Consider the following 22,552-nt stretch of genomic DNA (forward strand, 5'->3'; position numbering starts at 1 on the left):
TACATGTCTTTTCTTCAATACCTCATAATAATCGATTCATCCCACCTGTCTGATATACGGGGAGTCTTACTGCAGCTCGGAAATCGGAATAACTGCCAACTCGGCGTTGTTATTGTTTACCCCTTCACCAAAAGCACTGTTCGAGTAACCGATATACAGCATCCCGTCCTTTTCAATCGCGCAGGGATAGGAGAGCTTGCAATCCGCTTCGGACCACGGAACGTTGTCCTGAACGCTGTGGCGAACCAAACGAATCTCGCTCAAAGCCGCAGCGCCCGGACGACTGTATGCGATGGACAGCGGCGTACGGCTGTTTCCTCCGTCCGAACTGATATTTGCAATCAGATAATGCTGGCCGGTACTCAAGATTCCCGTACAGGGCTTACTGGCCGCCATCGGCATATTGGAGGCCTGAAGTTCCGTCCAGCTCCGTCCAAAATCACTGCTCTCAGCCACCAATGCATACGGCGTCTGCCACCACCAGCGGGAAATCATGGTCAGGTTGGCACCGTCAACAACAACCCCCGATTCGCCCCAAACGGAGCCCACCCCTTCGCCGGCCGGAATGACAATTAAATCCCAATTCATGAAGTCATCACCATGACTGATGGCCACGGCCGGCAGGTTCTGACTGAGCGCCGTGCTGCTGGCCGGATAACCGTCAGGCGCGCAGATCCCGGCCATCACCCAGTTGCCGTCATCCATCTTCTCCGGCTGCTGCATCGGCCAGAATCCGTCCTCGATCACAACCCCTTGATATTCCCACTGGCCTGTTGTCTCATTCAACAGATAGGCTCGCGTATGCGTGTTCTCAAAATCATTGGAAAACGCCCCCTGGAATGCCCACAACTGATCGACATATGATAAAAACACGCCATGGCTGATAGACAGAGATCCTTCCCCGTCTGCAATACTCTTGACGTCACCCCAGGTTTGCCCCCCATCATCACTGATTCGGTAATGGGCAGACTCTCCCTCTGTATTCTCTGCCCCGGTGTTATGACCAAACGATGCATACAGCTGGCCTTTGTGCCACGCCAGGCCGACTCCATGAAGCCACTCGTAGCCGTCATTCTGAGGCTCATACGCCTTGATGGCACGAAACGCCACCCCGTCAACAGGTTTAAGATCTGCCGCTTTCGGAACCGACCACAGACTGACCCGCCCGTTCGTTTCATCCACATCCAGTCCCTCAAACGCAGTATTAATCCCAACGCCCTGAACCGTCAGGGCCGGGCGAACGGATTCATCAGAAACTTCTGAGGAATGGAAAATCAGCGCATTTTGACTCGCAGCCGTCTCATCCGTCACCAGGAGAAATCCGGCATTGTCACCGCCCTGAATCCAGGACGCGATCGCGGCCAATCCTTCGGCAGAGTCGATTGTAAACGTGACGGTATCCCCAACGGCAACAGAGGCCGTATCAACGGAAACACTGCTCAGCACCGCCGAAATGCCGGCAGATGCCGTATCGTGGCCGACCCCCGGCCCGCCCGTCCACTCTCGCGAACCCTCAGCCAAAGAACTCCAGCAGGCCGAACCGCTCTGAACCGCAGTATTGGCAGTCCCTTCCACCCAGTCTTTGTTTGCCGTATCAATCAGCAAAAGCCTGAGCTCCATATTCCCCACATCAGAATGGACCTTGCCGGTACTGGCCACGGTCAGCGTCAATGACGCAGAAGAAACGGACGCAGCATCATTTACCGATGCCAAATCAAAGCGCATCAGGGACCGATATCGGTCCGTACTGTTATTCATTCCGGCAATCAGATTTCCGTGAGCCCCCCAGTTCACCGAGGCATACGCATCGGCACTGTACATAAAATTATCGCCCTCCGCATCGAAACTCCGGAAAGACAAAGGTTGATCCGCAGCAAGAAGCTGCACGCTCAGCGCAAGCGCATTCACACATCCGGCAATCCAGCACATCATCATTTTTCGCATAACATTCATCCCCAACCTTATCTTCTCGACGTTTATTCTGCTTCAGCCGTCCCACAGCAAAGGGACTTATCCGGATCAGACGAAATCAGCTCCGCCGCCCCCGCGCCCTGCAGTTCGACAGCACTTCGGCCTTCCCGTTTTCGCCAACAGGATGCCAGCATCGAACTGGTAATGGCGCTCCACGGCCCAAAAGTGGCGGCAGCCATGGCCGCCTGAGTACTCTGAAGAATATTGAAAGCCAGTCCCGTGGCCATGCCGCCATTCTGTATTCCCACCTCAATGGCAACCGTTCGGCAATCCCGCGCACTCATCCGGAAGAACCGCGCGGCCTGATATCCCAGCAAATAACCCAGCGCGTTATGACACGCCGCCGCGCCGAAGAGAGCCAACCCCACTTTCAGAAGGTCATCGCGCGACAGGGCGATGGTCACGCCAATGATAATGCAGATTGAAAGCATGGCCAGCGACGGCAGCACCTTGACCAAAACCTTTGCCAGCCGCGGCAGGTAGCGATGAATCAAAAGCCCGACCACCAGCGGCAGAATAATCATCTTAAAAATTGAAACCATCATCGGCAGAAAAGCGATCGGAACGTATGTTCCGGCGAGCAGCTTCATCGCCAACGGAGTCATCAGCGGCGAGATCATCGTGGAACAGGCCGTCATCGTCACCGACAGCGGCACATTGCCGCGAGCGAGGTACACAATAACATTCGATGCCACCCCGCCGGGACAGGAGCCAATCAGAACCAGCCCGGCGGCAACGCCGGCCTCCAGTCCGAAAACCCGGGCACAAAGAAAGCCGACGAACGGCATGATGGTAAATTGAAGCCCCATGCCGATAAACACAGCACGGGGCATTTTCAAAACCCGCCGGAAATCATCAAAGCTCAACGTCATTCCCATTCCGAAAAGAATGAGCTGGACGAGGGGAACGATCGTTCGCTTCAGCTCAAATCCGCCCAGCGAAACAAAACAGGCCGGAAATGTAAATGCCGCGGAAGCAAAGGCAAACACCATGAACGTAAACCCGAGACCTTTTAACCTATTCCCCAGGCGGGCATAGACTGCCAGGCCCGCAAACATGAACATGATTAAACTTCCAAGATAGATATTCATCGTGTCTGCCTTTGTTTTATCTGGTGACTAGATCAGCCCCAGGCGCACCAAGTGGCTGCGCATAATTTCAATTTCCTCCGGCGTGGCCGGTGCCAGCGGAAGGCGCGGCACACCCACGTTTAATCCACACAGATTCATAGCCGCCTTCCACAGCGGAATCGGGTTAATCCGTCCGTTGCTTCCAAACGCCTTAAACAGCGGATCCATGTCCATATGGATCTTACGGGCACCATTCACATCGCCTGCAAGAAACGCATCAATCATCGTCCGCATCATCTTTCCGAGAATGATTGATCCGCCGCTCACCACGCCGGCGGCTCCCTGAGCCAACCCGCAGAGTACCATAATATCGTCACCGTTATAGATGGTAAAATCATCCGGGGTCACATGAGTGAAATCGCTCATCTGCGTCGGGTTGATTCCGGCTTCATCCTTGATCGCCACGATATTGGAATGCGCTTCAGCCAACCGTCCGAGCGTTTCTTTCTCAAGGTTGAACCCCTGGAAGATCGGAATGTTATAAAGCATTATCGGCAGCGATGTGGCTTCCGCAATTGCAGAATAATGAAGGAACGCGCCCTCCTGATTCGGCTTGCAATAGCAGGGGCCCAGCACCATGGCGGCATCAAATCCGAGTTTTTCCGCTTCCTGTGTCAGACGAATAGCCTGACGCGTTTCACTGGAGCAGGCTCCGGCAACCAAAGGAACCCGGCCGGCGGCCGCCTCTTTGACAACACGGAAAAGCTCCAGCCGCTCCTCCAGACTCATCGCATTGAACTCACCGGACGTTCCGCCGATAATCAGCGAGTCACAATGATTCTGCTCAATCACATAGTTTGTCAGTTCCGCAGCAGCGGTATAATCCACATCCTGCGAGCCATCCTTGAACGGCGTCGCCAACGGAATGACAATATGCCCAAGTTTTTTACCTAAATTTTCCAATTTCAGGTCCTTTCTTCTTAATCTTCTTCGTATCTATAATTCCCGGCAGTACATCACACCCGCACTTCGGGCAGCTCCTCGGGTAAAAGGTTGGCCTGCTCCAGCGCATAGCGCAGCTGCGCTGTCACATCCGGCTCCGGCTCCAGAACCGGCTTGCGCGGCAGGCCGCCGGTGCGTCCCAGCAGTTCAAGGAGCTTCTTCACGCGGCCGGGGAATGCCATTCCGGCACAGCTGACCATCTGCCAGACCGGAACCAGGCGGGAATGAATCTCCAACGCCTCATCAATCCGGCCGGCCTGGACCGCATCCCACTGCTGAACGCACAGCTCGGGGAACACAGTCAGAATCGCGGAAATCGATCCGGTCGCTTTCAGCAGATAATCAAAAACCAGCATATCGTCCTGCGCGCCGTACACATTCGTCAGTGCCCCGCAGGTCGACATCATTGCATTAAATCCGTGCATCCCGCCGACGCTCTGCTTAATCCCCATCACATTACGGATCTGAGAAATATCCATCATCATCTCAGGAGTGATCGGATTCTGCGCAATCACATTATAGATAATGATTGGAAGATCCGTCGCGCCGGAGAGATCCTGATAAAACGAATAATTTCCGCGGGCATCAGTGCCATGGTAAAAAGTCGGCGTAACCATCAGCGCATCCGCCCCGGCGGCAACGGCGCGCGTTGCAGCCCGCACGGCATCCCGCGTGGAGTTGCGGATAATGCCGCAAACCAGCGGGCAGCGGCCGGCGGCTTCGTCTGAAAGAATCTCCAAACCACGCACCAGTTCATCGTCCAAAAGCAACGCGCCCTCGCCGGTACTGCCGCCCAGACTCAAGCCGTGCACCCCCGCATCGAGCAAAAAACGAACCTCGCTGCGCAACGCAGATTCATCGACTTCACCTTCTGCATCAAACGGCGTAACCAACGGCGGAATCACTCCCTGAATACTCATAAAACAACCTCCTGCAAAAAAACTCTACTTCACATACTGTCGATTTGATAAATGCGATTAAATCACACGAAAAAACGCAGTAAAGGTAAATGATAACAGGCAAACCGTTTTGACTTAATCCGCCGATTGAAATAATCGATCTAGCATATCGACCGTAAAAAAACGACACATTACTGCCCAACGACGCGGAAAAACTTCAACGCATCGACGAGCCGCACATAAATCACTCGGCCCGCATCTCCTGCGGAGGAATAACTCAGGTTAGTTACAATAAACCCATGCACGCCGTCATCCGAATGCGGCACACGCCCCCACCCCCCGTACGGCAGATTGGTTGACGACTCCACAACATAACGGATCGCGGCATCCGGCATTTGAACAACCAGCCTCACAACATCACCGAAAACAACCGGCCCGCCGACAATTGAAGCCGGACGAACCGGCTCCAGGGCCGGGAGATCATTCTTCTCCACAACTAAAACAACAAGATTCACCACGCCATTGGACACAGCAACCGTGCCGGCAAAGCCGACCGGCAACTGCCCAACCTGCAACCCGTTATCCGTCAGCGCACCGGCGCAGGAAAAGAGCGTATAAGTTCCCTCCTGCAGACCGCCAAAATCACTCACATTCAATAATCCATCCAGAACCAGCGAATCCACAGCAACCGAATCATTGCTGCCCGGCAGGCCGCCGAGCTCAAAATCCAACACCGACGTATCGTTAAGCGCCAAACTGGAAAGCGTCAGCGTCCCGGCACCTCCGTCCCCCGGGGAAAGCGTCCCGCCACCGGCAACCGCAACCGACCGATCAATCGTTCCGCTTCCGCCCAGAACTGCCGCACCGCCGACAGACACCGTCGCCGCGCGCGAGTCCAGCACGCCATTGACCAGCAATGTTCCGGAAGAAACCACCGTATTTCCATAGCCATTATTCGCCCCGAAAAGAACCAGCGCCCCGGCTCCCGACTTTGTCAAGGTCGACGACGCCCCGCCGATATTCCCGTGAATCTCAACTATATTGCTTTCCTCAATCGTCCAAGCCTGATCATCCCCAAGATATAATGAGCTTTGAATCGTGTTCGTGCCGCCCGACTCAGCCGCCCGCGAACTGATTCCACCCGAACCAATCCCCCAAACCGAACTGCCATTGCTTCCGACCTCCCAGCCTGCTCCCAGAAAATCAACCCCGCAAATATTCCTGGAGGCATTGATTGCCGGTTGAAAAGCCACATCCTGACTGTTCACAAACTTCGCAAAAGAAGACGTAAACGAACTTACCGGCATCACGCCGGTTTCCCAGTTGGACCCGTTGGTCCAGTCCGTATTATTGCTTCCGTCCCACGCAACAACATCCCGCAACGTTAAGCGAACGGCCCCGCCGGAAACGGATAGACTCCCCTCAAACCCATAGGGCAGCGCGCCGGAGCGAAGCTCCAAGCCATTGTCCGTCAGCGCACCGCTGTATGTGATCAGCGTATATGTCCCGGCCGACAGCCCGCCCGAATCGGTCACACGAAGCCGCCCATCAAGAACCAAATCCGCCGCACCGATCTGATCACAGCCGCCAGCCGAACCGAGCTCAAAATCCAAAACCGAAGAACTGCCCAAGGTCAGATTGGAAACCGTCAACTCGCCGGCCCCATTACCTCCCGGAGCCAGGATCCCGCCATTAAACACCTCAACAGACCGATGAACCGTCCCCGTGCCGCCAAAAATCGCCGCATCCCGCACCGAGACTCCTGCGGCACGAGAATCGAGCACGCCATCAACCAGCAGCGTTCCTTCAGCCACAACCGTTACTCCATATGAATTCTGCGCACCCGAAAGAATCAATCTTCCCGGACCGGTTTTCGTTAAGGAAGAAGCCGCCCCACCGACACTGCCGGCGGCGACCAGCGTATTGCCCGCGCTGACAAACCAGTCCTGGCCATCCCCCAGATGCACCCGGGACTCAACAACATTAAATCCCCCGGACTCACCGTCACTGACGACAACACCTCCGCACCCAATGCCCAGAACCGACGCCCCATTACTGCCAACCGTCCAACCGGAGCCTGCAAAATGAACTGCATTCACATTTCTGGAGGCATTAATTACCGGCATATTCAAAACCGCAGCACTGCCCTCAAACCTGGCAAGCGCCGAATAATAATCACTGAAAGGCATCGCGCCGGCGACCCAGTTCTGCCCATACGTCCAGTCTGTATTATTACTGCCATCCCAAACCGCCACGTCCGGCGCCGCAAACACATTCAGGCAAACCGCGGTACTGACAACTGAGATCTCACCAACAAACCCGTACGGCACATCTCCCATCTCCAGCCCGTTATCACTCAATACACCGTCAAACGAAATCAAGGTGTAAGAGCCCGGAGAAATATCCCCCAGCGCCACAATATCCAACACCCCATCCAGCGTCAGGTTTCCCGTCTCAATCCGATCCACCTCATTTGATGGTCCCACCTCAACCACCAGCCGGGACTCAGCGTCGAGAACCAGCTCGGACACATTCAGCACCCCCGAGCCCTGATCGCCCGGAGAGACAGTCCCTCCCCCCAAAACACTGACAACACCATCGACCACGCCGGTTCCGCCAAAAACCGAATGGTTACTAACCGATACCGGCGCACAAAATCCCGCCGGGCTGTTTACCAAAAGCGTCCCGGCGCTCACACAGATTTGGGCAACCGAATTTGACCCGGCGAGAACCAAAGTCCCCTCGCCGGCCTTCTCAAACACCCGGCCGGCGCCACTCATTCGCCCGTCCGCAACAAGCGTATTGCCCGCCGCAACGTCCCACGCCTGATCCGCCCCAAGATAGACAGCCGACTGAATCCAATTCGTACCCGCCCCGGCACTGACGACCCCTTCGCCGCCGATCCCCCACAGAGAACTCCCATTCCAGCCCACCGTCCAGCCGGAATCGGAAAACTGAACCCCGCCGATGCTTCTCGAAGCATTGATTGCCGGCATATTCGGAACCACCGAAGCATTACCGAACCGGGCGACTTCCGTATTGAAATCATTCACAGGCATCACGCCGGAATCCCAGTTGGCTCCATAGGTCCAATCCGAATTATTACTCCCATCCCAGACAACCGGCCCCGTCACAGCAAGGCTAACAACACCGGCCGAGACGGAAACACTGCCCTTAAAACCGCTCGGCATGCCACGAACCTGCAGCCCATTGTCCGTTACCGCTCCGCTGCAGACAAATAACGTGTACCCCCCCTCTTCCAAAGCATCGGCATCTGAAACATCCAACAACCCGTCTAAAACCAAATCCCCAACCACAACCCGGTCACTGCTCCCCGACAGCCCATCCAACTGAAACCGAAGCACCGAATTGCTGCTCAATGCAAGCCCGGACATCGAAAGCGCTCCCGGCCCGCCGTCGCCGGGCTCCAGAACCCCGCCATCGGAAACCGAAACCGGCGCACCGATCGTTCCATTCCCAGACAACACAGCCCCTTCACAAACAGAAACGGGTGCACTGAAACCGGCGGAACTGTTAACCGCCAAAGTCCCGTTCGAAACAACAACCCCCGCCATCGCATTGGTTCGCCCTGCCAGCACCAGCTTTCCGCCACCGGCCTTGCACAACGTCCGCGCGCCTGTAACTGAACCATTGGTCACAACCAGTGTATTTCCTGCGCTGACTGTCCAGCACTGGTCGGATGCCAGAAATAGATTCGGGTGAATCGCATTCACTCCCAACGCCCCTTCCGCAGCAAAAGTGATACCGGCGGAACCAATCCCCCACGTGGACGTTCCGTTACTGCCAACCGTCCAGCCGCCACTGTCAAAATCAACCCCATGAATATTTCTCGATGCATTAATCGTCGGCATATACAAAACCGCCGCACTGTCAACAAACTCGGCAATATCGGTTGTAAAATCAGTAACCGGCATCGATCCGCACTCCCAGTTCTGGCCGTTGGTCCAATCCGAACTGACACTGCCATCCCACGTTACCGCAGCAAACAGCTGATCGGTCGCCGGAGCCACCCATTCAATAGAACCGGAGGTATTCAGCGCAGAGATCGGAATAATCGCCAGCTCGCAATCTTCCTTCCCCAGCGCATAAATCACATACAGATTTCCGTTGTACTCATACGCATACGGATAGTGCCACCCCGGCGTCTTATACAAACCTTCAAGCAATGGCTGCGGAGTTCTGCCCCTCCGAACAGTCCACATGCGGCAAAAGCTTTGCGTCGCGGGCTGACCAACCGCAATGACCAAAGTGTCGCGATCATTCCCGCCCCCATCGCTGACATTCGCAATCAAATACGGCTGACCATTGCTTAACACTCCCCCAAACGGCTTGGATTGAACCATGGAAAAATCGCTGGCCTGAGCCGCACTCCAGCTGCGCCCGTAATTCTGGCTGACCGAAATCCCGGCCGCCCCGGGAAAGCTCGACCGCATCACCGCGATCAGTTTGTCATCATAAACAAGAATGGTTGTTTCCGAACACTTGTGATTCGGCACAATCGGAACAGGAACCCGATCCCATCTGGTAAAGTCATCTCCATGACTGATAAACGCGCAGGCCCAGAACCCGGTATAAACCGCCCCGACAATCCAGTTCCCATTTGCCATCCGGACCGGCGCATCCACCATCCCGCCGCCCGCGGCAACAATCCCAAAGGATTCCCACTCGCCCGTCTGTTCATTAAGAAGAAACGCCTCCGTATTCACCTCTCGGGCTCCATCGGGCGCATACTCAAAGCGCATGCCGAAAAACCAAAGCTGCCCGTTATACGAAATATACGGTCCGTGCGAATGGGCCAATGTCCCCGGCAGCGATGGAACAATGACTTCTTTATCGGACCAGGTCAGCCCGCCATCCGTCGACGTTTTTCCACACACGCGCTCCGCATTGCTGTTTTCATCACGCGGCCCATTGGCCCAATTCGCGTACAGGATTCCATTATGCTCAACAATGGATGCCCCAAGCAAAAACTGATCCTCTCCCCGCACCGCCTGATGCACCGCGACATAGGTCGCTGAAGATACAGAGGGCACATCGCGAACATTGTGAGGCAGGTTCGGGCCCGTCCAAAGTTCTGGAACCTGCCCCAACGCCGGCAGGCTGTTCATTATTCCACACCACACCAATAACAGATTCTGCGCAAACCTTATCGCCACCATGTGTCTTCCCCCAGTTGAATGAGTCTTCTGAAATCGATGAAACACCATCCATTCGCCCGCCACACCTCAGCATCCGCCTTCGCATATAAATAACACGCAACCATCCCAAGGAAGCACACCACGAGACACAGTAAAGACAAAACAAAAGCAACCATTGATTAACAACGGATTCACTGATATAAATCACTGATTTAACATAAAATCAGCAGATATGAATGATACAAACATAACATCTCCTGAAAATTTCCGCATGCTTTGCGACCTAAGAGCGGAGCTGGAAATTTTTGCCGTGCGGCAGATCTGCAAAAAGAATGACAGGGCCTGGGTTGAAGCTCAGTTCACCCCCATTTTAAAGCGCCTTCTAAAGGCAACAAAAGAGCATGACAGCGCCGCATTCACAAAAGAAGACCAGGTTTTGCACAAAACAATCATTGAACTGGCGAACCTGCCTGTTTTGAAATCCATTTGGGAAACCGTCTGGGAAACTCTGGCCCGGTTTCATCGTGAAAGCTTTTCCAAATACTGGCCGGACCTGCGAATATTAATGCGCGAACATGAATATTTAATCAATACCATCTGCTCCTGCGATCTGTCGGCCGCTGAAGACGGTGTGCGAAATCACCTTCAGGCCATCTGGTTTCGAATCGCACAAAAAGAAGATGAAACCCAGTTGCAAACAAGCCCGCTGTCGCGCGCCGTCTCCTACATTTCATTCAACCTTCAACACCCGCTAATCCTCAACCAAATCGCCGGCGAGATTGCATTCACAAGCGCCGGGCATCTCTCAAAACTCTTCAAGGATCGTTACGGAAAAAGCTTTCAAAGCTATGTTCAGGAGATGAGGCTCGACAAAGCCGCGACCCTGCTGCAGCAAACAGACCTGCCGATTTCAACAATCGCTCACCGCGTAGGATACCAGGACATCTCCCGGTTCGGACAGCACTTCAAACGACGCTTTGAAAAGACCCCCAACCAATGGAGACAACACACTCGGGAAAAAACAGGCTGACCCGGCGGATCGAACCGCACGCCTCATCCTTTATTTCGAGCCGCTCTTTTCCATCGTGCCGAAAAAATCCTCCAGAATCGCATCGGCGTCAAAATCATCCCACACGATCATTTTCATCGGATTATCCGGCCGCTCCTCCCATCCATTCCCGACGAGAGCCGGGCGCGGCATCACCGTTGAGCGCGCCCAGTCCGGATTTTTCACGACAGCGATTGCGCCCACATCAAACAGGGATCGATAGGGTGGGTTTCCATGCTGCCGCGCACAGGAAAACAGGCTTTTCGAATAATCCCCGAAACAGCTGAATTCTCCTCCATGACGCCCCGTCACCGATTGGGAAAGGTGCGGCCCGAGCCCCGGCATCCTGCGAAAAATCTCCTCCTGATACGCTTTGATAACCCACGTCCCGCCGGGATTAACCGTATCCTTATAACGAACCGTAACCATTTCAAACTCAACAGAAGATTCCAGCAGGTACCGAACCGCCGACAAATCATCCATCATATTATACTCCCCCGGCTTGGGATAGTTCGACCCCAGCCACACAACCTTCACGTTGGGAATAATCGACGGATCCCTGGCCAGCGCCAAAGCAATATTGGTCAGCTTTCCAATCGGCAACAGAACCAGCTTGCGGTCGGATTTGATCTTCGCCTGCTGGATAATAAAATTAACGGCTTCGTATCCGTCAAAATAAGGCATATCGATGTTCGGCAGAATATCTTCGAAGATGCCGTTTGCCCCACGATACAAAGGAACCTTGAGATAACGATTGCAAAGCTTCACCACCCGAACCGCCTCTTTCATCTGCTCACGAACATCCCCGCCATTGCGCGTTTTATTAACCGTAATCCCCTCCACATCAAAAACGTCATCACTAAACAGCGCATAGGCAATTGCATGCTGATCGTCCGTTTCATTGTTTGCATCCGAATCAATCAGCACCCGTATTTTTTCGGGCGATTCAGCAAGGGCGGATGCCGCACCGGCTGCATATCCCAAATGCGGAATGAGCATTCCAATCACAACCAGGCAAACCATTACATTGATCGTCGTTACATATCTCTTCAGCATCTTTTTCCCCAATCCGTCATCCCTGTTATATCCCAACATCGCCCCTGCAAACCAAGCCGTTACAACTCCAGTTCATTCAGAAAAGGCGCAGACGACTGCGCCCCCATCCGTGTCACAGAAATCGCCGCCGCCTGATTAGCGAACCCAACGGCCGCCTCAATCGACAAACCATCCGCCAGCCCGACAGCCAACGCTCCATTAAATGTATCGCCCGCCGCCGTCGTGTCAACCGCATCAACATTCCGCGCCGGCACCAGCACAGAGAGCGCTTCCGACTGCACATAGGCCCCTCGCGAACCCAGCGTGACAACAACCGTCCCGACCCCTTTGCCGCGAAGCACCTCCGCAGCGCGCTGCGCAGATTCCTGATCGGTTACCTTAATGCCGGTCAAAATCTCCGCCTCGGTTTCATTCGGGGTAATAAAGTCCAGATTCGCCAGAAGCTCATCCGAAACCGACTGCGCCGGCGCAGGATTCAAGATCACACACTTTCCCTTTTTGGCGCCGAGCGCCGCCGCATGCTCAACAGTCGCAAGCGGGCTTTCCAACTGCATTAAAAGCACGGAAGCAGACTCAATCTGAACAACGGCCTTATCGACATCCCCAGCACTCAACGCATGATTTGCACCCGACGCAACCGCAATACAGTTTTCACCTTTTTCATCGACCATAATAACGGCAACGCCGGACGGATTCTCCGCATCAACCGCAATAAAATCTGTATTGATTTTTTCTTTTCCAAACCCCTGAACAGATTCACGGCCGAATATGTCATCGCCTACCCGGGCCACAAAAACAACCTCAGCGCCCAGGCGTCTTGCAGCAACAGCCTGATTCGCTCCCTTGCCACCGGGATTCATTAAGAACTCGCCTCCCAGAATGGTTTCTCCCGGGACCGGCAGATGGTTGGACTTGACCACCATATCGGTATTTGAACTTCCAACAACAACAACCTTTGCCATAACAACGTCTCCCCTGCTCACTGATTCAAAAACAATCAAAACACCTGTTCAACTTATCTGCCTGCCATAATAATCATTGCAATCCCCGCCACAAAACAGAGAAACATAAATGCAAGCAGCACATTGGTGCTTTTGGACGCCCCCCTGAATTCCTTCCAGACAAACACTCCCCAAAGCGCAGCGACCAGCGTAGCGCCCTGACCCAGCCCGTACGAAATGGCATATCCCGCCTTCCCGGCCGCAATCATGCTGAGCGACATGCCGACACACCAGATTGCTCCCCCCAGAACCCCGGTCAAATGCGTCTTCAAACCTCCGGCAAAGTACTGCCTGTAACTCACCGGCTCGCCTTCAATCGGCTTGCGCATGAAAATCGTGTTAAACACAAAGTTGCTGATAAAAATACCCAGCGCAAAAACTACAACCGCCGAATAGGACGTCATTTTCCCGACTGCCGGATTAACAAAATCAACCGACATTGAAGCCGCCACAAAACGATAAAACAGCGCCATCAACACGCCGGCAAAAGCCGAAATAACAATCCCCTTGGTTGAAACGTTCAAGCCGGAACCGGACATACTCCTGTAGGCCTGCGCATCCATAACAATTGCGGCGGCAATCAGCCCAACTCCCGAAAACAACAAAACCGCATCCCCCTGCGGAGCGCCGATGTAATTAACCAGCACCCCCATAATCAGGGCAATCCCGATTCCAACCGGAAATGCAACCGCCATCCCGGCAATGGAAATCGCCGCCACCAGCAGAATATTCGCCGCATTAAAAACAACTCCACCCAGAAACGCACTCCCAACGCTCGACAGCTCAGCCTGCTGGATATCAGCCAGAAAACTGCGCCCCCCCTCCCCGAAACTTCCGATCGAAAAGGCAGAAATCAGCGATAGCAGAAGCAGCCCAACGACATAGTCCCAATAGAAAAGCTCAAAGCGCCACGTCTTGGCCGCCAACTTTTGTGTATTGGCCCACGACCCCCAACACAACATGGTTACGACCGTAAACAAAACAGCAATTGCATAACTTGAAACTATATACATTTTTCACCTCTCCTGCTTTGATCAGACCCAATGCGCAGGGCATCACAGAACCTTCCGCACGAAATCATCACGTCATTCAAAAAAAACGGCACCCACTCAGCGATATGCTTTCGCATATTTAACGAGCCTTCTGACGTCAATAACAGCGACCGACAACCCCGTAAAGGCATAATTATTCAACCTGTTTGTTTTGAATGGATTCGCGGACTGATAAATTCGATTTGGCATATAAAACCAGATTTATCGAAAAAAAAGATGTGCTGTCTGATTACAGACAAAATCAAACACATATCAATCCGCAACAACGGATCGTGTTGCCTGCAAACTTAGCGCTGCCGTCGAACACCACACTGCGGCCTCTCAAAAGAAGCATCTATTTAAAGCAAGCTGCCCGGCGTACAGCCGAACCGTTTTTTGAACTGCGCGCAGAAGTGGGGTACATTGCGATAGCCGCTGGCAAAACAGATTTCTTTCACAGACAACTCGCTGAACGCGGCGAGCTTGCGGACGTTTTGAAGACGGCGGGGTTCAATTATTTTTCAGGGAGATGAATCCGGATTTAAAATAAAGAAACAACCAACAACATTGATAGCCATGGATGCCAAAAACAAACGTCCAACTATCCAGGTTACCCAGACCAACGACGCCTCCGACAGCGACGGCATCTTTGAAAACAAGCCTAGCATACTCACACTGTCCGCCGGCCAAACCTTTGAGACCGGTTATGGCGTAACGATCATTCCTTGAGACCGGACAGGGAAATGCCCTTGATGATGTGTTTCTGAAAAATCAGGAACGCAACGAGCACCGGCAGCGTACAGATGACGCAGGCCGCGAAAATGAGATCGTACTCAATCGCATAGGAGGACTGAAACAGGGCGATCCCGACCGGGAGCGTGTAGCGCTCCAGCGATTCCAGAAAGATCAGCGGCCCGAGGAAGTCGTTCCACGATCCGGTGAAGGTAAAAATTGCCAGCGCAGCCAGCGCCGACTTGGAGAGCGGCAGCGCGACGTGCCAGTAGATCCCGAGCCGGGAGCAGCCGTCGATGGCGGCGGCGTTCTCAAGATCTTTCGGCAGTCCCTTGAAAAACTGATAGAGCAGGAAGACGCCAAAGGCCCCGGCCCCGGCGGGAAAAATGAGCGCGCGCGGGCTGTCGAGCCAGCCAAAGGCGTTGAGAATAAGGTAGACCGGCACGAGCAGGATCTGGCCGGGAATCATCATGGTGGCGATGATGAGCGTGACCATCTGTTTGCGGCCGGGCAAGTCGAGGCGCGCCAGAGCATAGGCGCACAGCGATGACACCGCCAGCACCAGCAGCGTGACGCAACCGGAGATGAAAAAGCTGTTGAGCAGCCACTTAAGCACCGGGATTTCGGCAGAGCTCTGCAGCAGTTCGCGGTAGTTTTCGAGCGTCCAGGCCTGCGGCAGAACACCTTGAAAACGCAGGATCTCCGCATCGGGTTTGAACGACGTGAGAAAAATGAGCACCACCGGCATAATGAACAGCAGCGCGGCAACCAGCAGCAGAGCCTCCAGCAGAATGAGCTTCCCTTTTTGCGGACGAATCATTTGGGCTCCCCTTTGCGGTTAACAGCAAACTGAACGGCGGAAACAACGGCAATGACCAGGAACAGAAGCCAGCTCATCGCAGCACCATAGCCCATGCGATAGTTGCGAAAGGCGGTTTCATAGATGTACTGAACCAGCACACGAGTGGAGAGTTCCGGACCGCCGCCGGTGATGACATAGGTCTGTCCGAAAACCTGAAAGGAGCCGATGACGCCCATGATGGAGACAAAGAAAAGCGCGGGGCGCAGCAGCGGCAAGGTGATCGAAAAAAAGCGCCGCAGCCCGGTGACACCGTCGATCGCGCCGGCTTCATAGACGCTCTCCGGGATCTGGTTCAGCCCGGCCATCAGAATCAGAAACGATCCGCCGGCGGTCCACCAGACCGTCATCAGCGCAATGGAAGGCAGGGCCAGCTCGGCGCTGGTCAGCCACGGGACTTTCACGTTGAGCGCCGCATTGAACAAACCGAACTCGCTGTTATAGAACCAGCGCCAAAGCAGACCGGCCACCGCAATATTAATCATCGTAGGAAGCACAAAGGCCGCGCGGTAAAAGCCCTGCCGCTTCGGCAGCGCATTCACACCCAGCGCCAGCAGCAGTGCGGTGCCGATGGTAAACGGCACCGCCAGCACTACAAACCAGGCCGTTGCTTTGAGTGCTCTCCAGAAATAGGGATCGTCCAGCGCTTCCCGATAGTTGTCCAGACCGACGAAATGCGGCGATTCACTGGAAAGCATTTCCCAGCTGAAGAAGCTCAGTCCCAGCCCGAACAGCAGCGGACCGATGAGAAAGACCGCGAAGAGCAGCAGATACGGAAACGTAAAAGTATATCCGCCGAGATGATAAACAAAGCTGCCGCGTTTCATACTACTGCACCTCCTCCGCGGAGGGCTTCATCCGCGCAATAATTTTTTCAATGTTTGCATGCGCAACCGCCAGCGCTTCTTCCGGCGTGGCCGTGCGCCGCAGCACTTTTTCAAATGCCAGCTCCAGCTCGGAGTCGAGCTCAAGCTTGTAAGGGACGGCCGGAGAAAACCGCACGCTGTCGATCAGCTCGGCAAACGCACTTTGCACCGGCAGCGCTTTAAACGCGGCGGTCTCCCGCAAGCTACGGCGCACCGGGATCTGGCCGGTCGCCGCCCACTCCAGGCTGTGATCGGAGAGATAGCGGATAAAAGTCCGTGCCGCCCGCTGCCGAAGCGAATCCGCACTGTCGGAGATGCACATCATGTGCGATGACGCCCAGACACCGGGTTGCGGTCCGATCTGCGGAAACGGTGCGCCGCACCACTCGAGATCCGATTTTTCCAGTTCACTCAACATCCAGCTGCCTTCAAAAACGATGCCGACCTTCCCCTGCCGAAAGCCAACCCAGGAGTCGAATCCTTCCGGCTGCGGACACACCTTTTCCTTTTCAATCAGGTCGACAAAGAACTGCATGACCGCCCGGTTTTCAGGCGAATTGATCAAACTGGTCTTGCCATCGGGCGACACCAGCGATCCGCCATACTGAGTCATCACCGACTGGAAGATCATGCGCATGGTGGTCAGCACATATCCCCACTCATCCGGCGCGCCGTCCGCATCCAGATCGCGGGTCATAGCCCGCATGGCCGCAAGCAGCGGCTCGCGCGTCTGCGGAATGCGAATGTCACCGGCATCATCCACCAACCCGGCTTTCCGAAAAAGAGAACGGTTCAGGTACATCCCAAAGGGATGGACATCGAGCGGAACGGCCCGCTGAGTTCCATGAACCTGCCCGGCATTCCAGACAACCGGATCAAAGTCGGCAACGGGGAAACCGCCGTCCCCGGAAACCCACGAGTCGAGCGGCGCAGCGAGCCCGGCAGCGGCGAAACGGGGCAGCAGCGGAGCGTGCACCACAAACACATCCGGTGCCCGCCCGCCGAGACCGGCGACATACAGTTTGTTATAATAGGTGCCCCACTCAATCCGCTGCAGCAGCACCTTGATGTCTTCATGCTCTTCATTGAACTGCCGCACCAGTTTGATGATCTGCCGCCCGTCGGGACCGGTGAATCCGTTCCAGAACCGCAACACAATCTGCCCGTCGCGCGCCGGGCGCGGCCGCGGATCGGTATAACGCAAAAACGAAATTGCCAACCCCGCCGCAACGAAAACTAAAAGTATCTGTTTAATCCGCATGATCCAAAGTGATGATTCAAACCATTATAGGCTCTGTTCTAAAAACGTCTATGTCTGCACCTTCGCAAAACATGCCTGCAAATTGCAGCTACATCTCCGTCAGAATTCCGTCAACCATCCAAACCTGCCGGCGGATCACCCGCGCATAGGCGCCGGAAGGCGCCCCGGCGCACCGTGAACTGACGATGCAAAGCCGGATGAATTTCTGATCATCCGTCAGGTCAAAAGATCCTTCAACTCAAACGGCGGAAGTCCGGCCCGGTCCTGCTGCTCTTCCCTCCAGCAGGGCGCATAGTGGCTGCCTTGACGAAACCGCTCAACCCACTCGGGCTTCTCCGATTTTTCAAGCCACGATTCCAAACGTTTCCTCATTGTACGCTTCACCGGTTCGCTTTCAGCGGATGCAATCAAATTGTTCTGCTCATAGCGATCGTGTTTGCGGTCGAACAACATCCACTCGCCGGGATGATTGTTCCAATCGCCAAACCCGACATTCCGGTTTCCAGAACGCCAATGTCCCTGCACGGAATACAGATGGCGTTTTGTGATGACCGACCGATGGATCGGCTGGGCCGGAGTCCCGTTGTGGCAGTTACTGATATTATAGACGAGCACCGATTCCGGATCGGGGCCGTCACCGCTCAAAACGTTCCGGCTGTGATCCACCCCGTCGAGCGAATCCAGATAAGCCAGGCATTCGTGCGCATCCCGGGTTCCGGTACGGCGCAGTTCCTCCGTCAGTCCGCCGAGTCCGCACAGCGTCGGGAACAGGTCAATTCCGGCGATCAGCGCATCGCACTCGCGGCCGGGAGCCTGAATCTGTCCCGGCCCCCACGCCAGGAACGGCACATGCGTCGAAGCATCGTTCGGATATTTTTTAGTTCCGTTTTCTGCCCCGTACTGTCCGTTCATCCCGCCGTGGTCGGAGGTGTAAATGACAATGGTGTTGTTGCGCACATCCGGCGGCAGCGCGTCGACCGCATCCAGAACCCTCCCCAGCTGGTCGTCCGTGGCCGTGACCGACGCATAATAATGCCAGCACGTTTCGCGATGCGCCTCACGGGTTTCATCGTAGGGATAAAATTTCAGGGACTGCGGGTCATACTGATCCAGCGTATGCGGCGGATGGTTCGGCTTGCCCGGAACCCGCCCGCTGGAATATTCCGAGCGGGCGAATCCGACCTCATCCCATTTGCCGACCGGCCACTTTGCCTGTTTCATGTAGTCAAACGGCGAATGCGGATCCTGCAGCGCCAGCACCATAAACAGCGGTTTCTCGGAAAACTCATGCTGCTGAAGCACGCCCAGCGCCTGATCGGTTTCGCCGATGATTTTATAGGGATGAGATGGATACGCCGGACGTTTCCCGGCAGCCGGGACTCCACTGTACGGCACACCGCTGCCGTCCATCAGCATGTCATCCGCCGGGGGGCAGGCGAACGGTTCTCCGTTTTTTTTCAGGCTCAATTCTTCATGAAACTCTCCGGACCAGATATAGGAAAGATCGTACCCTGCAATCTGCGCATTGAGATTCAGCCCCTGATGCCACTTGCCGACATGAACCGTCCGGTAGCCGGCGTTTGAAAACATATATCCAAGCGTGGCATTGCGCTGGCGCTCCGCCATGTTTCCGGACTGATCCATCCGGAACTGCAGATCCATATGATTGTCGATGTGGCCGGTTTGCCAGGCCCACTTGCCGGTCTGCATCATCGCCCGATACGGAGAACAGAGGGGATACGTGGAAAAGCAGTTGGAGAAATTCACGCCCTCCCGACGCATCCGGTCCATGTTCGGGGTTTTGATATCCACAAACTCAGACGTGAACGACATGGCGTTGTAGCGATGCGTGTCGCTCAGCACAAAAATAACATTGGGAGACTGTTTCTTCCCGCGAGCGGCAACTGCTCCGAACGCCGGCATGCCGGAGACCGAAGCGATGGTCGCCCCGGCCGTTTTTATAAAATCACGTCTGGATTGCATTTGATCTTCCTTTCAACTACAGCCCCGGAATTCTGCACGAGGCCGAAACGTTCCATTCGATTTATTCGCCGACGACACGATAACACACAGAGGCGGCAGTCGGCGTCGTCGTAACTGAAAGCATGCCGTCAACGCCCTCAAGTCCTTCAACAAGATTGCTCCACGATCCCGACAGCAGGTTTGTGCAGGTCTGTACGGCATAGGTTCCGATCGCCTCGGCCTCCCAGGATAGCGTCACCGTCGCGGCACCGGACACAGCAATGTCCACCGGTTTGATCTCCGTGATAGAGGCCTTGAGAACACGAATCGAGTCATACCAGGCGCCGGAAAAATCGTTTATCCCGAAGAACTGAACGGAGCCGACCGAAGTGATAGAATTTTCATAGGCAGCATTGCTCAAAAGGATCGTCCCGTTCAGGAGGATGTCATAATCCGTTTCCCGCATCTGAACCTGCAGATGGTCGGTCAGCCCGCTGGCGAACCAGAAATCATTTGCCATCAAAGTATTATTACCCAGAGAGACCCAGACTCCGTCCCAATATTCCAGACTTCCCGAAACGCCGTCGGCCGTGCCGGTCCATCGCAGACTGACCGCATTCTGGCCGGACTCATTTTTAATGCGAATCCCGTTCCATTTTGTCACTCCGTCCCGCTTTGAACGAATATCGGCATCGAACACCACTCCGTCTTTTACAACCGCGTTGGACGCCAGATTGGCGGTTAAATTATATTTTCCCTGATCAAATCCAACCGCGCCGTTAAAAATGAGGGACTCCTGCGCATCCTCAACGACCCATGATCCGACTTCTGTTCCCACATCCAGCGGCGCGGCATTGGTCACCGCCCCGACGGCCGGCACATTGAAATCGGCATAAAAATAGGCGCCCTCATAGTCCAGGGCCAGATTCTGAACCACCGAAATATTGTCGTACCAGGCACCCGAGGCATCCTCATGCACTCCGTAAAACCGGATATCACGGACCAGCGATCCTGTTGAATTGTTATACGGCATGATTCCGGTCAACGTTTCGCCATCAACCGAAACGACAAACCCGTGTCCCATCATCTCAACCTCAACATGCACCAAAGTCTCCGGAGCTGTCGCGGGAACATGCGCCGCCGGAAGATCCGATGTTAAAACCAGCCAATTGGTATTTGCCTGATCCCAAACCTGCAGGCGGCTTTCCGCAGACGTGGCGGTATACGACAGGTTAACGATGGTTTTTCCATCTTCATCCAGAACGCGAATAGCACTGGCCTTACCACCAAGGACCGCCGCCGCCCGTTTAGACAGAATGTCATAACTGAAGGTAACCCCGGCGGAACGATCCGCAGCCGCTGCCAAATGAGCCGTATTGGTGTAACAGCCCTGATCCCACGCAACGACTCCCGAGTTCACAAAAGACTCTTCCAACGCAGACACCGACCAGGATCCAATCGCCGTGCCTGCATTCAAATCGCTCTCCGTCGCGGAGCCGTCCGACGCTTCATTGAAATCGGCATAAAAATTCGTCAGCGTACCCGTCACCAATTGTCCATCAATCATCCAGATGCTCTGAACGCCATCCTGTATCACGGAAGAGACCGCCGTGATCGTCTGGTCATCCTTTACAAACAGGGAGTTCCATCGGCCGGCGGTATTGTCCGGCAGATCAAACGGCACGCTGCGGTTCCCGAAATCACCCGCCTGATCATTGCCGACATAGACCACCATTCGGTCCGCACTCCAATCTTCATCGCTCTGCACCGACAACAACGTGACCCCGTTCGCCAGCTGGGCGAGATACGGCGCGCCGGCATAAACCGTCAAGTCCAGATCCACCGCAAACGCCCGGCGCTCGCTCGCGCCGTCGATGACACCTTCGCTCCAGCGCGCGTCAACCGTCGTTCGTAAAACAGCGGGTTTCAGCGCGCCGTTTCCGTTGTCTTCAATGGCCATCACCGCGGTCTGTCCGTCCTGGAGCAGCAGCGGCACGGGCATGCCGTCGCGATGGCCGGAACGAAACGCCACCGTCACAGCATCACTCCACGTTTGCCCGCCATCAACCGAACTGAGCATGGAAACATCCTGTTCAGCGCTGTCGGCATATGGACCTTCATTCGCGAAATAGATCTGAATCTCTCCATCCGGGAACTGCACCGACGCCGGCTCCCAGCAGCCGTTTTCAAACGTTGTTCCGGCTTCATAAATCCGGCGAAGCGGCCCCCAGCTTCTCCCCTCATCCTGACTGAAACAAACGGAGATGGCATACGCATGAACGCCGTCGGACGGGCGTTCATTGATCATCAGCATCACATCCCCGTTACTCAGCTGCAGCAGTTCCGGATTCGCGGCAACACCGAAAGAGAGCTCTGCCGCAACCACATCCGACTGCCAGGTAAACCCGCCGTCTGAACTGCGCCGCACCCGGCTTTTTCCGCCGGACTGATAACAGCAGAGCAGGTCGCCGCCCTGCAGCCGGATCAACCGCGCATAGCCGCCGGAAGACGTCACTTGACGCAAGGTGGATGAATCCCATTGCACCGTCGAGCGGCGGTGTAATGAATCCGCAGCTGCAGTTGTCATAACAGACCCCAGTATTAAAGCCGTCGCAAGTTTTGAGATCGCCATCAT

16 protein-coding genes are annotated in these 22,552 nt (G+C 55.0%); 3 read left to right on the plus strand and 13 right to left on the minus strand.

What is annotated here, in order from left to right:
* Positions 1-66: 66 nt before the first annotated feature.
* From GT409_RS03370 to GT409_RS03390, 5 genes are all read right to left on the minus strand, one after another.
* Positions 67-1,944 carry a DNRLRE domain-containing protein gene (locus GT409_RS03370; RefSeq protein ID WP_160626945.1) on the minus strand — a complete coding sequence of 626 codons (1,878 nt, stop codon included), beginning with the start codon at positions 1,942-1,944 and terminating at the stop codon, positions 67-69.
* 32 nt (positions 1,945-1,976) lie between these two features.
* The gene (locus GT409_RS03375) at positions 1,977-3,062 is read right to left on the minus strand and encodes a bile acid:sodium symporter family protein (RefSeq protein ID WP_160626947.1); all 1,086 of its coding nucleotides are present in this window, start codon (positions 3,060-3,062) and stop codon (positions 1,977-1,979) included.
* Between the two features lie 27 nt (positions 3,063-3,089).
* On the minus strand, positions 3,090-4,004 hold the full coding sequence (gene dapA / locus GT409_RS03380; RefSeq protein ID WP_160626949.1) for a 4-hydroxy-tetrahydrodipicolinate synthase: 915 nt from the start codon (positions 4,002-4,004) through the stop codon (positions 3,090-3,092).
* Between the two features lie 53 nt (positions 4,005-4,057).
* Positions 4,058-4,963 (minus strand): dihydrodipicolinate synthase family protein, encoded by a 906-nt coding sequence (locus tag GT409_RS03385; RefSeq protein ID WP_160626951.1) that lies wholly within the window; start codon positions 4,961-4,963, stop codon positions 4,058-4,060.
* Between the two features lie 170 nt (positions 4,964-5,133).
* The gene (locus GT409_RS03390) at positions 5,134-10,071 is read right to left on the minus strand and encodes an exo-alpha-sialidase (protein ID WP_160626953.1); all 4,938 of its coding nucleotides are present in this window, start codon (positions 10,069-10,071) and stop codon (positions 5,134-5,136) included.
* 301 nt (positions 10,072-10,372) lie between these two features.
* Between GT409_RS03390 and GT409_RS03395 the strand changes: the two genes are divergently transcribed.
* The gene (locus tag GT409_RS03395) at positions 10,373-11,131 is read left to right on the plus strand and encodes a helix-turn-helix domain-containing protein (protein WP_233231647.1); all 759 of its coding nucleotides are present in this window, start codon (positions 10,373-10,375) and stop codon (positions 11,129-11,131) included.
* A gap of 30 nt (positions 11,132-11,161) precedes the next feature.
* Here the strand turns inward: GT409_RS03395 and GT409_RS03400 are convergent, their stop codons facing one another.
* The 3 genes from GT409_RS03400 to GT409_RS03410 are packed head-to-tail and all read right to left on the minus strand — an operon-like array spanning position 11,162 to position 14,219.
* A complete protein-coding gene (locus GT409_RS03400; protein ID WP_233231596.1) occupies positions 11,162-12,205 on the minus strand; it encodes a nucleoside hydrolase in 1,044 nt (347 codons plus the stop codon).
* Positions 12,206-12,264: 59 nt separating this feature from the next.
* Positions 12,265-13,167, minus strand: coding sequence for a ribokinase (gene rbsK / locus GT409_RS03405; RefSeq protein WP_160626958.1), 903 nt, complete (start codon positions 13,165-13,167; stop codon positions 12,265-12,267).
* 53 nt (positions 13,168-13,220) lie between these two features.
* Positions 13,221-14,219, minus strand: coding sequence for a multidrug DMT transporter permease (locus GT409_RS03410; protein ID WP_160626960.1), 999 nt, complete (start codon positions 14,217-14,219; stop codon positions 13,221-13,223).
* A 221-nt stretch (positions 14,220-14,440) separates the two neighbouring features.
* On the opposite strand from GT409_RS03410, the gene GT409_RS16205 reads away from it, so the two are divergent.
* Both GT409_RS16205 and GT409_RS03420 read left to right on the plus strand, forming a co-directional pair.
* The gene (locus tag GT409_RS16205) at positions 14,441-14,770 is read left to right on the plus strand and encodes a hypothetical protein (RefSeq protein ID WP_233231597.1); all 330 of its coding nucleotides are present in this window, start codon (positions 14,441-14,443) and stop codon (positions 14,768-14,770) included.
* 43 nt (positions 14,771-14,813) lie between these two features.
* Positions 14,814-14,966, plus strand: a complete 153-nt coding sequence (locus tag GT409_RS03420) for a hypothetical protein (protein ID WP_160626961.1) — start codon at positions 14,814-14,816, stop codon at positions 14,964-14,966.
* Here GT409_RS03420 and GT409_RS03425 read toward each other — a convergent pair.
* From GT409_RS03425 to GT409_RS03445, 5 genes are all read right to left on the minus strand, one after another.
* A complete protein-coding gene (locus tag GT409_RS03425) occupies positions 14,956-15,789 on the minus strand; it encodes a carbohydrate ABC transporter permease (RefSeq protein ID WP_160626964.1) in 834 nt (277 codons plus the stop codon). The two genes, GT409_RS03420 and GT409_RS03425, sit on opposite strands and share 11 nt — an antisense overlap.
* Positions 15,786-16,655, minus strand: a complete 870-nt coding sequence (locus GT409_RS03430; protein ID WP_160626965.1) for a carbohydrate ABC transporter permease — start codon at positions 16,653-16,655, stop codon at positions 15,786-15,788. Before GT409_RS03430 ends, GT409_RS03425 begins: the two co-directional genes overlap by 4 nt.
* 1 nt (position 16,656) lies before the next feature.
* Positions 16,657-17,955, minus strand: a complete 1,299-nt coding sequence (locus GT409_RS03435) for an ABC transporter substrate-binding protein (protein ID WP_160626967.1) — start codon at positions 17,953-17,955, stop codon at positions 16,657-16,659.
* 216 nt (positions 17,956-18,171) lie between these two features.
* Positions 18,172-19,938 carry a sulfatase family protein gene (locus GT409_RS03440; protein ID WP_160626969.1) on the minus strand — a complete coding sequence of 589 codons (1,767 nt, stop codon included), beginning with the start codon at positions 19,936-19,938 and terminating at the stop codon, positions 18,172-18,174.
* A 61-nt stretch (positions 19,939-19,999) separates the two neighbouring features.
* A complete protein-coding gene (locus tag GT409_RS03445; RefSeq protein ID WP_160626971.1) occupies positions 20,000-22,504 on the minus strand; it encodes a sialidase family protein in 2,505 nt (834 codons plus the stop codon).
* Positions 22,505-22,552: the final 48 nt, after the last annotated feature.

Origin of the sequence: Tichowtungia aerotolerans (assembly GCF_009905215.1) — a bacterium.
In the GTDB taxonomy this organism is placed as follows: Bacteria; Verrucomicrobiota; Kiritimatiellia; order Kiritimatiellales; family Tichowtungiaceae; genus Tichowtungia; species Tichowtungia aerotolerans.